The sequence below is a fragment of the Bradyrhizobium sp. HKCCYLS20291 genome, assembly GCF_051167715.1.
GTDB lineage: Bacteria > Pseudomonadota > Alphaproteobacteria > Rhizobiales > Xanthobacteraceae > Bradyrhizobium.
Genome location: NZ_JBNPTO010000001.1, coordinates 281,823 through 294,184, shown reverse-complemented (window position 1 = coordinate 294,184; position 12,362 = coordinate 281,823). Strand labels below are relative to the sequence as shown.

The following is a 12,362-nucleotide window of genomic DNA, read 5'->3' as shown; positions in this document are numbered from 1 at the left end:
GACACGAGGCAGGTTCGATCAGATGCGCAAAACCCGGGAACAAACCGCTGAAAGCAAAGCGAAAATCGTCGATACGGCGGCGCGGCTGCTGCGCGAGCGCGGGATCGCCGGGGCGAGCATCGCCGACGTGATGGGCGCCGCCGGCATGACGCAGGGCGGCTTCTACCGGCACTTCGCCTCCAAGGACGACCTGCTCGCGGCCGCCACGCGGCACGCCTTCGCCACCATGGCCGACGGCATCGACAGCGACACGGACAAAGGCGGGGCCGAAGCGGCGCTGGCGGCCTATGTGGCGCGCTATCTGTCGGCGGAGCACATCGCCCACCCCGGCATCGGCTGCCCGGCGGCAGGCTTCGGCGCGGATGCCGGGCGGATTCCGGACGTGCTCGGTGGCGAATTCGCCGACGGCGCCGAGCAGTTGATCACGCGTGTCGCGGCCGGCCTGGCGGCGCGTGGCGTGGCGAAGCGCGGGGCGCGCGGCGAAGCGATCCGGACGCTGACGATGCTGATCGGCACCGTGGTGATGGCCCGCGCGCTCGGCCCCTCGGCGCTGCAGAACGAGATCGTCGCGGCCGCACAGGACAAGCTCGCGGCTGAGTGAGCGGCGGCCGTCCCCGTTTGGCTTGTCAGTTGCGAAACGCGCGCAGCGTTGAGCGCGCTACGCGCCCTGCTCTCCACCACGCAGATCGGTCGCCAACAGCGCATACAGCATGTCGTCGCGCCATTCCTCGCCGACGCGCAGATGGTCGCGCAGCTGGCCCTCGCAGCGGAAGCCGAGCTTTTCGGCGAGGCGACGCGAGGCGGCGTTGTCGGGGTGGATCAACGCCTGCACGCGGTGCAGGCCGAGGTCGCCGAAGCAATGGTCGATCATTGCCGACACCGCTTCCATGGCGATGCCCTCGCGCTGCCGGGCGGGATCGATGATATAGCCGATCGCGGCGCGCCGGCTGCGGATGTGGCCGTCGTGATAGTTGACCATGCCGATGCAGCGGTTGGTCTTCGCCTCCGTCACCGCCCAGAACCGGTAGTAGGACGGCGTGCAGTCGATGAAGCGGCGCACGGCGCGCTCGCTCTCGATCGGCTTGGTATGCACCGGATGATTCCAGAACCGCATCGCAGCCGGGTCGCTGAAGCAGCGGTGCATGGCCTCGGTGTCGTCAGGATGAAACTGACGCAGCCGCAGCCGGGTGGTCGACAGGATCGGATGAGGGACCGGTGCTTTGGACATGACGGATCTCACGCTTGCGCGGCGCTGCTTCTGAAGATGAAGTTGTTGCAGTAGTCCTTGCTCTTCCAGAACCACTCGCCGTCGGTGCGCTGGTGGCGCTCGGGGTCGAAGCTCGAAAGCGGGAGCAGGCGGCCGCGGTGGATGAAGCTGCCGGAATAGCCGAGGCCGCGCAGCAGCTCGAACGTCTCGTACACCTTGTCGAGCGTGGCGAGGCGGCGGTCGCATTCGAGCACGATCAGCGGGTGGCAGCGGCGCAGCGTGTTCACGGCGCCGCTGAGCACGTCGAGCTCCGCGCCTTCGACATCGATCTTCATCGCCGAGACGTTGCGATCGGCGGGCAGATAGTCGTCGAGCGAAATGGTCTGCACCTCGATCGGCCGGTTGGGCTCGGCGGGCTCGAGCAGCGACGCGCCGGGCTGGTGGCCGTCCGGGATGAACAGCGTCCGCGTGCCCGACGCAGCATCGACGGCGCGGCGCTCGACCACCACGTTGTCGAGGGAGAAGGTCGTGCACAACCGCGACAGCTGCTCGGCGAGATCCGGCTGCGGCTCGAACGCGATCGCGCGACCCGGAGCCGACCATCGCGCCAGCCAATACAGGAAGCTGCCCTTGTTGGCGCCGATGTCGCAAACGACGTCGCCGGGCCGAATGTGCCGTCGCAACTCGCGCAGTTCCGTCCGGTGATCGCGATATCTGGATCGGATCACCCTGACCAGAAATCGCGCCGCCTCTCGATCGATCATTCGCTTCTCAACACAGACATGGACGGGACACCCGGATCGGCCGCGTGTTCTAGTCTGGGCTGCCGTCGGTTGGCAATCCGGCCAGCCCCACCGCCGCTCCCGGGCCGGAGGCGCGCCATTCCTCAGTCCTTCTTCACGGCGGCGTCCATCACCTTCTTGCAGGCCTCGGAAAGCTGGGCGTATTGCCGCATCATGCAGGCGATGATGCGGCCGCCACCGGGCAGGACGTCGGGGCAGAACCTGTTGTAATCGGCGAGGCAGGCGACGCGCTGTTCGTCGGTCGGCAATTGCTGGGCGCGGGCTGCAGCGGCGAGGCCGAACGACAGCGTGAACGAAATGGCGATTGCGAGCTTGAACATCCGGCCCTTTCCTCTTGCAGCGGCATCATGAAGATCGCGACCTTCAACATCAACAATGTCCGGCGCCGTCTCCCCAACCTGCTGGGCTGGCTCGGTGCCGCTAAGCCGGACATCGTCTGCCTGCAGGAGCTGAAATGCACCCAGGCCGAGTTTCCTGCCGATGCCCTGCAGAAGGCGGGCTATGCCGCGGTGTGGCAGGGCCAGAAGACCTGGAACGGCGTCGCGATTCTCGCCCGCAAGGCCGAGCCGGTGCTGACGCGCACCGCCCTGCCCGGCGATGCCGGCGATCACGAGGCCCGCTACATCGAGGCGGCGGTGCGCGGCATCGTCGTCGGCTGTCTCTATCTGCCGAACGGCAATCCGCAGCCGGGACCGAAATTCGACACCAAACTCGCCTGGTTCAAGCGGCTGCACAAGCACGCGGCCGGTTTCATCAAGGACGATCTGCCGGTCGTGCTCGCCGGCGACTACAACGTCGCGCCGACGCCTGAGGACATCTACCCGACGCGGTCGTGGGACAAGGATGCGCTGATTCAGCCGAAGAGCCGCGCCGCCTTCAAGGCGCTGCTCGACCAGGGCTGGTGTGACGCGATCCGCACCCTGCATCCGGAGCAGCCGATGTTCACGTTCTGGGACTACAAGCGCAACCGCTGGCCGCGCGATGCCGGACTCCGGCTCGACCATCTGCTGCTGAGCCCGGCGCTGGCGCCGCGCCTGAAGAAGGCCGGCGTCGATCGCGCCGTCCGCGGCGAGGACGGCGCCAGCGATCATGCGCCGGCCTGGATCGTGCTGACATGATTCGGCACGGTCGAACCTGATCGGGTCAGCCGCGATCGGGCCAGATCTGCTCGAGATTGGTCGAACGCTCCGGCAGCCCTTCGGTCAGCACCGCCATGCCGCCGCACACCGGCAGATGCACGACCAGGCTCGCGGCATCCGGCACGTTCGGGCGCGGCGTCACGTTCCACAGCATGATCTCCTGGCGCGTGCGGCGAATCTCCTTGAACTCGTAGCTGAACGTCTCCGATCCGCGCGGATATTCGCGCCACAGATCGCCTTCCTTGCGAAAGCTGCTCTGGGTGCCGCCGAAGCGGTCGGCGTAGGTCAGACAGGCCGGCAGGCCCAGCGTATCGAGCACGGTGGCGCCGACGTTCGCGGCGGCGGGAATGACGCTGTTCACGGCGCCGATCGCCGCGAACACGGTGGTGATCGCGCCGGCCGCCATCGCGAGCCAGCCGGTCTTGGACACGCCCTTCTGCGCGGGCGCTTTGGGATTGAGAACTTTGGACGACAGATGGAACTGGGCCATGACTGCGATCTCCGATGCTTGGGCAGGGATTGCTGACCAACCGGGTCCGTTCATCGGAGGTTAATCTGTCAGGTCTCGGCCCCAGCGGATGTGAGGTGGATCACAACCAGGAATTTGCACCTCCCTTCTTTGCACGGCTGACGGTCAGCGCCCCTGCCCCCGATCAGTCCCGCCCCGCATCCATGATCGCCTGTGCGAGCCTCGCCGGATCGGAGAAGCACAGCTCGTGGCTGCCGGGCACCTGGATCAGGCGGAACAGGCCGAGCTTGCCGGAGAGCCGCGGATGCCACGGCAGGCTGTGCGGCAAGGCCGTGTCCTCGGTGCAATTGATGTAGGATTTGGCGATGGCCATCTCAGCCGGATTGGTCTTCAGCTTGATCGCATCCGTGAAGGTCTTGTTCGGATGCGGATTGAGGATCTCATAGGTGCGCGTCGCGGTGGCGAGATCGGCGTCGTTGATGAAGGCCTCGCGCCAGACCGGGAACGGCAGCACCACCGAGCCGTCGCCGCGCTCGGCCGCGACCGCGTCGAACAGCGCGACGTAATGCGGCGGCACCATGTCGTTGAGGCACTCGCCATCGTTGGGCACGAACGCATTCCAGTAGACGAGCCGGCGGATGCGCTCCGGCATCCGGTCGGCGACGCCGGTGATGACCATGCCGCCATAGGAATGCCCCATCAGCACGGCGTCGGTGATGTCGTGCGCGGTGAAGTAGTCGCAGATCGAGCTGATGGCCTCGTCGAGGCCTGATGTCTTGGCGTCGCCGGGACGGTTGCCGCGGATGGTCGGCAGATGCACGGTGTGGCCGGCGGCGCGGATGGGCGCCGCAACGGGCTCGAGCTCGGCGCCGGTATGCCAGGCGCCATGGACCAGGACGTAGGTTGACATCGATCACTTCCTTTGCACGATGACGGACGGTGCAAGGACAATGGCCGCACGGCGCTCTCAGCGCTTGGCCACAACTGAACCCAAATGGTCTCGGAGTGAACCGATGCCGGGCGCGGAGCCGGAACGTCAGCGGAGCTGGAATACGGCCATGGTGCGGCCGGAGGAGCAGTTCTCCTATTACCGCGAGGCGATCTGTCAGGCCTTCATGAACCTGACGCCGGAGCCGGCGCGCGGCACGGGCTTTGCGGCGGAGGTGCAGCACATCGGCCTCGGCCGCGGCGCCATCAACCGCGTCAGCTTCCCCGAGCACATCGTGCGCCGCTCGCGCATGGACATCGCCGCCTCCGACCAGCGCTGCTTCTATTTGAATCTCAAGCTCGCCGGGCGCTGCACGATTTTGCAGGACGATGGCGAGGTCAGCCTGTCCGCCGGACAGGTCGGCATCTTCGACAGCGACCGGACCTTCGAGCTGCGGCACGATCGCGGGCCGTCGCTCGGCGTCATCTCGTTTCGTGTCCCGGCCGATGCACTGTTCGCGCGCCTGCCGACGGTTCAGGACATCACGCCGACGCGGCTGTCCGACGATCCCTGTCTCGGCGCGCTGATCGTCGAGACCGCACGCTCGCTCAACGCCAATGCGCTGCGGCTCGCACCTGACGATGCCACCGCGCTGTTCGACGTGCTGCTCGATCTGGTCGCGCTGAGCGTCTCGCGCCGCGGCCGCCGCGAGGCGCAGGCGACCACCTCATTCGCCGATGCCACCACATTGGCGCTGCGCCGCGCCATTCACGAGCGGCTGCGCGAGCCCGGCCTGACGGTGGCGGCGATTGCCGCCGCCGTCGGAATCAGCGAGCGCTACGTGCACAAGCTGTTGGCGCGTGCCGGCACCAGCTTTTCCGAGCTGGTGATGGCGCGACGGCTCGACGGCGTCGCGCGCGACTTGCGCGATCCCGCCCGCGCGGGCCACGACATCGGCCGCATCGCCTTCGACTGGGGCTTTTCCGATTTGTCGCATTTCACGCGCCGCTTCAAGCAGCGCTTCGGCACGCGCCCGCGCGACTGGCGTGCGCAGGTGGAAGACCTGTCAGGCTGACAGCCGCCGGGCATTGGCTGCGACGTGCTCGCGGTAGCGGCCGACGATGGCTTCGGCGGAGGCGCCGGCGCACAGGCTGGCGGCGGCCTCGAACGCGGCCACAATCTTCTCGCCGACCATCAGTTGCGCTTCGTAGGACGAATCCTGATCGCCGCGCGCGAACTTTTCCAGCCGCAGCCGGATCACCTCGCTGGCCTCGACCGCCAGCATCGCGCCGGCGAGCCACGGGAAGTCGGCGGTGGCAGCCGCATGCGGCTGCACGTTCGGGGATGTCGGCCGTCTGCTCATCGTCGCCTCGCTGCGGAACTTCGGCAGGTGATGCGACGAATACGCTTCAACTTTTAAAGGTGCAGACGCACAATCATTGCTGATTTCGATTCCCGTCGAACCACCTGTTAACCACCGACGCAGCTCTTTCCGCCGTCATTGCGAGGAGCCAACGGGTCCGCGCGAAGCGCGGCCCGATGACAGGCTCAGCGACGAAGCAATCCAGAGTCCCGCCCGGAGCCCTGGATTGCTTCGCTTCGCTCGCAATGACGTGAAGAGAAAGCTTGCCTCAATTGCGGAGGACGACAATCTTGGGCTTCCTGTTCGTCCTCGCCGTCGGCCTCGTCGCCGGCACCTTGTCAGGCATCGTCGGCACCGGATCGTCGATCATGCTGATGCCGGTGCTGGTGTACGAATATGGGCCGAAGGAAGCCGTGCCGATCATGGCGGTGGCGGCCGTGATGGCGAACCTGTCGCGCATCCTGGCGTGGTGGCGCGAGGTCGACTGGCGCGCCTGCGCGGCCTATTCCGTAACCGGCATTCCGGCGGCGGCGCTCGGCGCCCGCACCCTGCTGATCCTGCCGCCACAGGCTGTCGACATCACCATCGGGCTGTTCCTAATCGCGATGGTGCCGGCGCGCCATTGGCTGGCGCGGCACGAGATCAAGGCCAACCTCTGGCATCTCGCGCTCGGCGGTGCGGTCATCGGATTTCTGACCGGCATCGTGGTCTCGACCGGGCCGCTCAGCGTGCCGCTGTTCCTGTTCTACGGCCTCTCGAAGGGCGCGTTCCTCGCTACGGAGGCGGCGAGTTCGCTCGGGCTCTATGTCTCGAAGTCGATCACCTTCCAGCGCTTCGGCGCGCTGACGCCGGACATCCTGCTCAAGGGCCTGATCGCGGGCGGCTCGCTGATGGCCGGCGCCTTCGTCGCCAAGCGTTTCGTTCTGCACATGAAGCCGGACGTGTTCCGCCTGGTCATGGATGGCATCATGCTGGCCGCGGGCCTAAGTATGTTATGGAACGCCACCCACTCCTGACCGCATCGATTCTCCCGACATGGCCAAGTCCACGCTCTCTTTCGTCTGCCAGAATTGCGGCGCGGCCTATTCGCGCTGGCAGGGCAAATGCGAAGCCTGCGGCGAGTGGAACACGCTGGCCGAGGAGGACACGACCGGCGCGACCTCGGCGCCGGTGTCGCTGCGCTCCAAGCGCAAGGGCCGCACGTTCCAGCTGGAATCGTTGACCGGCAAGAGCATCGACGCGCCCAGGCTGTCGTCGGGCATGACCGAACTCGACCGCGTCACCGGCGGCGGTTTTGTGCGCGGCTCCATTCTGCTGGTCGGCGGCGATCCCGGCATCGGCAAGTCGACCCTGCTGACGCAGGCCACCGCGATGATGGCACGTGCCGGCCATCGCGCCGTCTACATCTCCGGCGAAGAAGCCGTCGCCCAGGTGCGGCTGCGCGCCGAACGGCTGGGGCTCGCAGATGCGCCGGTGCAGCTGGCGGCCGAGACCTCGGTCGAGGACATCATCTCGACGCTGTCCGAGGGTGCCGTGCCCCGGCTGATCGTGATCGATTCGATCCAGACGATGTGGACCGACACGGTCGAATCGGCCCCGGGCACGGTGACCCAGGTGCGCGCCTCGGCGCAGAAGCTGATTCGCTTTGCAAAAAAATCCGGTGCGGCCATCATCCTGGTCGGCCACGTCACCAAGGACGGCCAGATCGCCGGCCCCCGCGTGGTCGAGCACATGGTCGACGCGGTGCTGTCGTTCGAAGGCGAAGGATCGCAGCAGTTCCGCATCCTGCGCGCGGTGAAGAACCGGTTCGGACCGACCGACGAGATCGGCGTGTTCGAGATGACCGGCCTCGGCCTGCGTGAGGTCACCAATCCCTCCGAGCTGTTTTTATCCGAGCGCGATCTCGGCAGCCCGGGCACGGCCGTTTTTGCCGGCATCGAGGGCACGCGTCCGGTGCTGGTCGAGATGCAGGCCCTGGTGGCGCCGACCTCGCTCGGCACACCGCGCCGCGCCGTGGTCGGCTGGGATCCGAGCCGGCTGTCGATGGTGCTGGCGGTGCTGGAGGCGCATTGTGGCGTCAAGCTGTCCGGCCATGACGTCTATCTCAACGTCGCCGGAGGCCTGCGCATCCACGAGCCGGCGGCGGATCTCGCCGCGGCCGCGGCGCTGGTCTCGTCGCTGGTGAATGCGCCACTGCCGCCGGACGCGGTGTATTTCGGCGAAATCTCGCTGTCGGGCGCGGTGCGGCCGGTGGCGCAGACCTCGGCGCGGCTGAAAGAGGCCGCGAAGCTCGGCTTTCTGCGCGTGGTGCTGCCGGAGCGCGCCCGCGGCGAGGCCGGCGGCGACGCCGGCCTCAACCTCAATACCGTCGGCGGGCTGACCTCGCTGGTGGCGGACATTGCCGCCCGCGGCACGCCGCGTGCGCGCCACACGAGCGGCCGGGACGATGCCGAGGCGCCCGAACAGGGCCGCCGCGGCCCGAGCCATGCCGAAAAAAATGCCACACCAGCGAGATTCCGCCGCCAGGACGGCTAGCCGGACCGTGACGTTCGCGTGACTCGCCGCTATACAACGCCGCAACCGGGTGCGCGCAGGACCATCTCACGCGCATCCGGACTTGACCGGGGAACCCTGCTCTCCTCCGATCTGGAGGATCGGTCCTCCGTCGATTCGCGAACCTTGGACCTGTCGAAGTGGACCTGAGCAGCCGATGCCGATAACGCTCCTCGATCTCATCCTGCTCGGTGTCATGCTGATCTCGGGGCTGCTCGCGATGGTCCGCGGCTTCATGCGCGAGGTCCTGTCGATCGCAGCCTGGGGCGCGGCCGCCCTCGTCACACTTTATTCATTCTCCAAGCTGCTGCCGACCGCGAAGACCTATTTCAACAACGATACCGTCGCGAGCGTCGTCGTCGTCGCCGGTACTTTCGTGGGCACGCTCCTGATCGTTTCGGTGATCACGGTCAAGATCTCCGACATGATCCTCGATTCGCGCATCGGCGCGCTCGACCGCACCCTCGGTTTCCTGTTCGGCCTGGGACGCGGCCTCCTGATCGTCGTGGTCGCCTTCCTGTTCTTCAGCTGGCTGGTGCCGGACAAGCAGCGCCCGGACTGGGTTACTGCCGCAAAATCCCGGGTCGTCCTGCAGGGAACCGGGGATTGGATGATGTCGCTCTTGCCTGACGATCCCGAGAACACCATTTTAAAGAAATTCAAGAAGAACAAGCCGGACGACGACCAGACTGACACCGAGTCGCCCGCAGCGGGCGGCGATGGGTACAGCAAGCCTGCCCGCGACAGCTTGAAGAAGCTGATCGAGAAACCCGCGGCCAAGTGAGCCAAGCCCAGAAGAGAGGCGCGATGGACCAGCACCACGATTCTTCCGGCGGAGCCCACATGGATATCCACGCAGATCTGGACTTCGGACCTCAAGCCTACACGAGAGACCCTGACCTGGACGGAGACACGCTGCGCGAGGAGTGCGGCGTGTTTGGCATTTATGGGCACAATGATTCCGCTGCAATCACCGCGCTCGGCCTGCACGCCCTGCAGCATCGTGGCCAGGAAGCCGCCGGCATCGTCTCCTATGACGGCACGCGCTTCCACAGCGAGCGCCGCCTCGGCCTGGTCGGCGATACCTTCTCCCGCCGCGAGGTGATCGAGCGGCTGCCCGGCAGCGCCGCGGTCGGCCATGTGCGCTACGCGACGACGGGCGCCACGATCCTGCGCAACGTGCAGCCACTGTTCGCAGAGCTGAACGCCGGCGGCTTCGCGGTCGGCCACAACGGCAACCTCACCAACGGTCTCACCCTGCGCCGCGAGCTGGTGCGCGCCGGCGCGATCATGCAGTCGACCACCGACACCGAGGTGATCCTGCATCTGGTCGCGCATTCCCGCCGCACCAATTTCATCGACCGCTTCATCGAGGCGCTGCGCGCGCTCGAGGGCGCTTACTCGCTGGTCTGCCTGACCAACAAGAAGCTGATCGGCGCGCGCGATCCGCTGGGCATCCGCCCGCTGGTCTATGGCGAGCTCGACGGCTGCCCGATCCTGGCGTCCGAGACCTGCGCGCTCGACATGATCGGCGCCCGCTACATCCGCGACATCGAGCCGGGCGAGGTCGTGATCTTCGACGAAGCCGGCATGCACAGCCACAAGCCGTTCCCGCCGAAGCCGGCGCGTCCTTGCGTGTTCGAATACATCTACTTTGCGCGTCCCGACTCGATCGTCGGCGGCCGCTCGGTCTACGAGGTCCGCAAGGCGTTCGGCGCACAGCTCGCGCGTGAGAGCCATGCCGAGGTCGACGTCGTCGTGCCGGTGCCGGACTCCGGCGTGCCCGCCGCGATCGGCTACAGCCAGCATTCCGGCGTGCCGTTCGAGCTCGGCATCATCCGCAACCACTATGTCGGCCGCACCTTCATTCAGCCGACCCAGGCGATCCGCGAATCCGGCGTGCGCATGAAGCACTCCGCCAACCGCGCCGCGATCGAGGGCAAGCGCATCATCCTGATCGACGATTCGCTGGTGCGCGGCACCACCTCGCGCAAGATCGTGCGCATGATGCGCGACGCCGGCGCCACCGAGGTGCACTTCCGCCTGGCGTCGCCGCCGATCCTCTATCCCGACTATTACGGCATCGATCTGCCGGATCGCGGCGGGCTCTTGGCGGCGACGCATTCCCTCGAGGAAATGCGCGAGCTGATCGGCGCGGATTCGCTGGCGTTCCTGTCGATCGACGGCATGTACCGCGCCATGGGCGAGCCGGCCCGCGACCCCGCGGCACCGAAATACGCCGACCATTGCTTCACCGGCACCTACCCGACCCACCTCACCGACCAGTCGCTGGTCGAGCCGACCCAGCAGCAACTGTCGCTGCTGGCGGAAGCGAGCTGAGGCTTAAACCGTGAGCATGCTCCAGCCGGTCGTTGCAGCGATCGGCGGCGTGCTCCTGGTTGCGTTCATCGTGTACGCGTTCCGCCAGGGCCTGAAGGTCACGCCGGACGATCGGCCAGATCGGAGCGGCCAGACCAACTACGGCGGTGGTGGCGGCGATACGTGACAGTCTTGTGCGCCATTCTGGCCGTCGTCCCGGCGAACGCCGGGACCCATAGCCACCGAATCCTGTTTGACGGGCAGGACTAGCCACAACCAGCCAACTCCCTCATAACCGCCGCGGAGTATGGGTCCCGGCGTTCGCCGGGACGACGGCCTAGAGATCATCCTGATGACCCTTCCCCTCGCCAACCGCATCGCCCTCGTCACCGGCGCCTCGCGCGGCATCGGCCATGCGACCGCGCGGGCGCTCGCCCGTGCCGGTGCGCATGTCGTGGCCGTCGCCCGCACCCAAGGCGGGCTGGAGGAGCTCGACGACGAGATCCGCAAGGAGACCGGCAACGGTGCCACCTTGGTGCCGCTCAGCATGACCGACAGCGACGGCATTGCCCGGCTCGGCGCGGCGCTGCACGAGCGCCACGGCAAGCTCGACATCCTCGTCGGCAACGCCGCCGTGCCCGGCCCTTCCTCGCCGCTCGGCCATATCGATCTCAAGCCGTGGAACGACGCGGTCGCAGTCAACCTCACCGCCAACTTCCAACTGATCCGCTGCATGGAGCCGCTGCTGAAGGTCTCGGATGCCGGCCGCGCCGTGTTCGTCACCTCGGGCGCCGCCGCCAAGGCTCCGGCCTATCTCGGTCCCTATGCCGCGACCAAGGCCGCGATGGAAACGCTGGCGCGCGTCTGGGCGCACGAAACCGAGCGCACACCGTTGCGCGTCAATCTGTTCAGCCCCGGCCCGATCCGCACCCGCATGCGCGCCACGGTGTTTCCGGGCGAAGACCCGATGACGCTCGACACGCCCGAGCAGGTCGCCGAATTCATCGTGCCGATGTGCGCGCCCGCCTGGACCGAGACCGGCAAACTCTACGACTACAAGACCCGCACGCTGAAGAGCTTTCAGCCGCCGGCGTGAGGCGACGCTACCGCAGACCTAGCTTGCCCGCCGCGACCTCGACCAGAGAGATGGCGCGCTCGGGACAGGCGACCACGCACAGGCCGCAGGCGAGGCAGAGCTCACTCCGCGGCGTGGTGGCCGTCTTCATGCCGTGGAAGCGGACGCGCATCCTGCCGAGGAAGGACAGCGCGCGGAAATCGTCATCGCTGATCGGCGCGACGTCGAACACGTCGTAGGGGCAGACCTCGATGCAGTCGCCCTTGGCCTCGCATCTGTTGCGGTCGACCACCGGCACGAAGCGGCCCGGCTCCGCCGAGCAGCCGACACCCGGCCGCTTCGGATGCTGCGCGGCCTTGCGGACCTTGGCGGCATTGGTGCGCTTGGAAAGTGTCGGCTGGGTCTGGTCGGTCACGCGGTCGGCTCCTGGTTCATGCACGTCAGGCGCCAGCCGTGACGACTGTATATCGCCGGCGTGATCGCGCAGCGACGATCGTTGGCAGCGA

At 67.1% G+C, this 12,362-nt stretch carries 16 protein-coding genes; 9 read left to right on the top strand and 7 right to left on the bottom strand.

Annotated elements, in window-relative coordinates:
* Positions 1 to 22 precede the first annotated feature (22 nt).
* Positions 23 to 601 carry a TetR/AcrR family transcriptional regulator gene (locus tag ACQR07_RS01355; protein WP_434900588.1) on the top strand — a complete coding sequence of 193 codons (579 nt, stop codon included), beginning with the start codon at positions 23 to 25 and terminating at the stop codon, positions 599 to 601.
* 57 nt (positions 602 to 658) lie between these two features.
* On the opposite strand, the gene ACQR07_RS01350 is transcribed toward ACQR07_RS01355, so the two are convergent.
* The 3 genes from ACQR07_RS01350 to ACQR07_RS01340 form a co-directional block, all read right to left on the bottom strand.
* Complete coding sequence (locus ACQR07_RS01350) at positions 659 to 1,228, bottom strand: GNAT family N-acetyltransferase (protein ID WP_434900587.1); 570 nt, start codon at positions 1,226 to 1,228, stop codon at positions 659 to 661.
* Between the two features lie 8 nt (positions 1,229 to 1,236).
* Positions 1,237 to 1,971: an FkbM family methyltransferase gene (locus ACQR07_RS01345; protein ID WP_434900586.1), complete on the bottom strand. Its 735-nt coding sequence runs from the start codon at positions 1,969 to 1,971 to the stop codon at positions 1,237 to 1,239.
* Between the two features lie 122 nt (positions 1,972 to 2,093).
* Positions 2,094 to 2,330 carry a cysteine rich repeat-containing protein gene (locus ACQR07_RS01340; RefSeq protein WP_434900585.1) on the bottom strand — a complete coding sequence of 79 codons (237 nt, stop codon included), beginning with the start codon at positions 2,328 to 2,330 and terminating at the stop codon, positions 2,094 to 2,096.
* Between the two features lie 27 nt (positions 2,331 to 2,357).
* Between ACQR07_RS01340 and ACQR07_RS01335 the strand changes: the two genes are divergently transcribed.
* Positions 2,358 to 3,128, top strand: coding sequence for an exodeoxyribonuclease III (locus ACQR07_RS01335; protein WP_434900584.1), 771 nt, complete (start codon positions 2,358 to 2,360; stop codon positions 3,126 to 3,128).
* Between the two features lie 25 nt (positions 3,129 to 3,153).
* On the opposite strand, the gene ACQR07_RS01330 is transcribed toward ACQR07_RS01335, so the two are convergent.
* Together ACQR07_RS01330 and ACQR07_RS01325 are read right to left on the bottom strand one after the other, a co-directional pair.
* Complete coding sequence (locus ACQR07_RS01330; protein WP_434900583.1) at positions 3,154 to 3,639, bottom strand: hypothetical protein; 486 nt, start codon at positions 3,637 to 3,639, stop codon at positions 3,154 to 3,156.
* Between the two features lie 163 nt (positions 3,640 to 3,802).
* The gene (locus ACQR07_RS01325; protein ID WP_434900582.1) at positions 3,803 to 4,528 is read right to left on the bottom strand and encodes an alpha/beta fold hydrolase; all 726 of its coding nucleotides are present in this window, start codon (positions 4,526 to 4,528) and stop codon (positions 3,803 to 3,805) included.
* Positions 4,529 to 4,631: 103 nt separating this feature from the next.
* On the opposite strand from ACQR07_RS01325, the gene ACQR07_RS01320 reads away from it, so the two are divergent.
* Entirely contained in the window at positions 4,632 to 5,621 is a 990-nt protein-coding gene (locus ACQR07_RS01320) for a helix-turn-helix domain-containing protein (protein WP_434900581.1), read from the top strand.
* Here the strand turns inward: ACQR07_RS01320 and ACQR07_RS01315 are convergent.
* Complete coding sequence (locus tag ACQR07_RS01315; protein ID WP_434900580.1) at positions 5,613 to 5,909, bottom strand: hypothetical protein; 297 nt, start codon at positions 5,907 to 5,909, stop codon at positions 5,613 to 5,615. The two genes, ACQR07_RS01320 and ACQR07_RS01315, sit on opposite strands and share 9 nt — an antisense overlap.
* Before the next feature lie 290 nt (positions 5,910 to 6,199).
* On the opposite strand from ACQR07_RS01315, the gene ACQR07_RS01310 reads away from it, so the two are divergent.
* The 6 genes from ACQR07_RS01310 to ACQR07_RS01285 all read left to right on the top strand — a co-directional run bounded on the left by ACQR07_RS01310 (position 6,200) and on the right by ACQR07_RS01285 (position 11,877).
* A complete protein-coding gene (locus tag ACQR07_RS01310; RefSeq protein WP_434900579.1) occupies positions 6,200 to 6,925 on the top strand; it encodes a sulfite exporter TauE/SafE family protein in 726 nt (241 codons plus the stop codon).
* 19 nt (positions 6,926 to 6,944) lie between these two features.
* A complete protein-coding gene (gene radA / locus ACQR07_RS01305; RefSeq protein WP_434900578.1) occupies positions 6,945 to 8,444 on the top strand; it encodes a DNA repair protein RadA in 1,500 nt (499 codons plus the stop codon).
* Between the two features lie 175 nt (positions 8,445 to 8,619).
* Positions 8,620 to 9,246: a CvpA family protein gene (locus ACQR07_RS01300; RefSeq protein WP_434866962.1), complete on the top strand. Its 627-nt coding sequence runs from the start codon at positions 8,620 to 8,622 to the stop codon at positions 9,244 to 9,246.
* Positions 9,247 to 9,305: 59 nt separating this feature from the next.
* The gene (purF, locus tag ACQR07_RS01295) at positions 9,306 to 10,802 is read left to right on the top strand and encodes an amidophosphoribosyltransferase (RefSeq protein WP_434900577.1); all 1,497 of its coding nucleotides are present in this window, start codon (positions 9,306 to 9,308) and stop codon (positions 10,800 to 10,802) included.
* Positions 10,803 to 10,812: 10 nt separating this feature from the next.
* The gene (locus ACQR07_RS01290; RefSeq protein WP_434901067.1) at positions 10,813 to 10,968 is read left to right on the top strand and encodes a hypothetical protein; all 156 of its coding nucleotides are present in this window, start codon (positions 10,813 to 10,815) and stop codon (positions 10,966 to 10,968) included.
* A gap of 165 nt (positions 10,969 to 11,133) precedes the next feature.
* Positions 11,134 to 11,877: an SDR family NAD(P)-dependent oxidoreductase gene (locus tag ACQR07_RS01285; RefSeq protein ID WP_434900576.1), complete on the top strand. Its 744-nt coding sequence runs from the start codon at positions 11,134 to 11,136 to the stop codon at positions 11,875 to 11,877.
* A 7-nt stretch (positions 11,878 to 11,884) separates the two neighbouring features.
* Here the strand turns inward: ACQR07_RS01285 and ACQR07_RS01280 are convergent, their stop codons facing one another.
* Complete coding sequence (locus ACQR07_RS01280) at positions 11,885 to 12,271, bottom strand: ATP-binding protein (protein ID WP_434900575.1); 387 nt, start codon at positions 12,269 to 12,271, stop codon at positions 11,885 to 11,887.
* Positions 12,272 to 12,362 lie beyond the last annotated feature (91 nt).

Coding starts and splice junctions, on each gene's coding strand:
- radA (WP_434900578.1), top strand. CDS start 6,945: ATGGCCAAGTCCACGCTCTCTTTCGTCTGCCAGAATTGCGGCGCGGCC.
- ACQR07_RS01335 (WP_434900584.1), top strand. CDS start 2,358: ATGAAGATCGCGACCTTCAACATCAACAATGTCCGGCGCCGTCTCCCC.
- ACQR07_RS01315 (WP_434900580.1), bottom strand. CDS start 5,909: ATGAGCAGACGGCCGACATCCCCGAACGTGCAGCCGCATGCGGCTGCC.
- purF (WP_434900577.1), top strand. CDS start 9,306: ATGGATATCCACGCAGATCTGGACTTCGGACCTCAAGCCTACACGAGA.
- ACQR07_RS01340 (WP_434900585.1), bottom strand. CDS start 2,330: ATGTTCAAGCTCGCAATCGCCATTTCGTTCACGCTGTCGTTCGGCCTC.
- ACQR07_RS01325 (WP_434900582.1), bottom strand. CDS start 4,528: ATGTCAACCTACGTCCTGGTCCATGGCGCCTGGCATACCGGCGCCGAG.
- ACQR07_RS01330 (WP_434900583.1), bottom strand. CDS start 3,639: ATGGCCCAGTTCCATCTGTCGTCCAAAGTTCTCAATCCCAAAGCGCCC.
- ACQR07_RS01320 (WP_434900581.1), top strand. CDS start 4,632: ATGCCGGGCGCGGAGCCGGAACGTCAGCGGAGCTGGAATACGGCCATG.
- ACQR07_RS01300 (WP_434866962.1), top strand. CDS start 8,620: ATGCCGATAACGCTCCTCGATCTCATCCTGCTCGGTGTCATGCTGATC.
- ACQR07_RS01355 (WP_434900588.1), top strand. CDS start 23: ATGCGCAAAACCCGGGAACAAACCGCTGAAAGCAAAGCGAAAATCGTC.
- ACQR07_RS01345 (WP_434900586.1), bottom strand. CDS start 1,971: ATGATCGATCGAGAGGCGGCGCGATTTCTGGTCAGGGTGATCCGATCC.
- ACQR07_RS01350 (WP_434900587.1), bottom strand. CDS start 1,228: ATGTCCAAAGCACCGGTCCCTCATCCGATCCTGTCGACCACCCGGCTG.
- ACQR07_RS01285 (WP_434900576.1), top strand. CDS start 11,134: ATGACCCTTCCCCTCGCCAACCGCATCGCCCTCGTCACCGGCGCCTCG.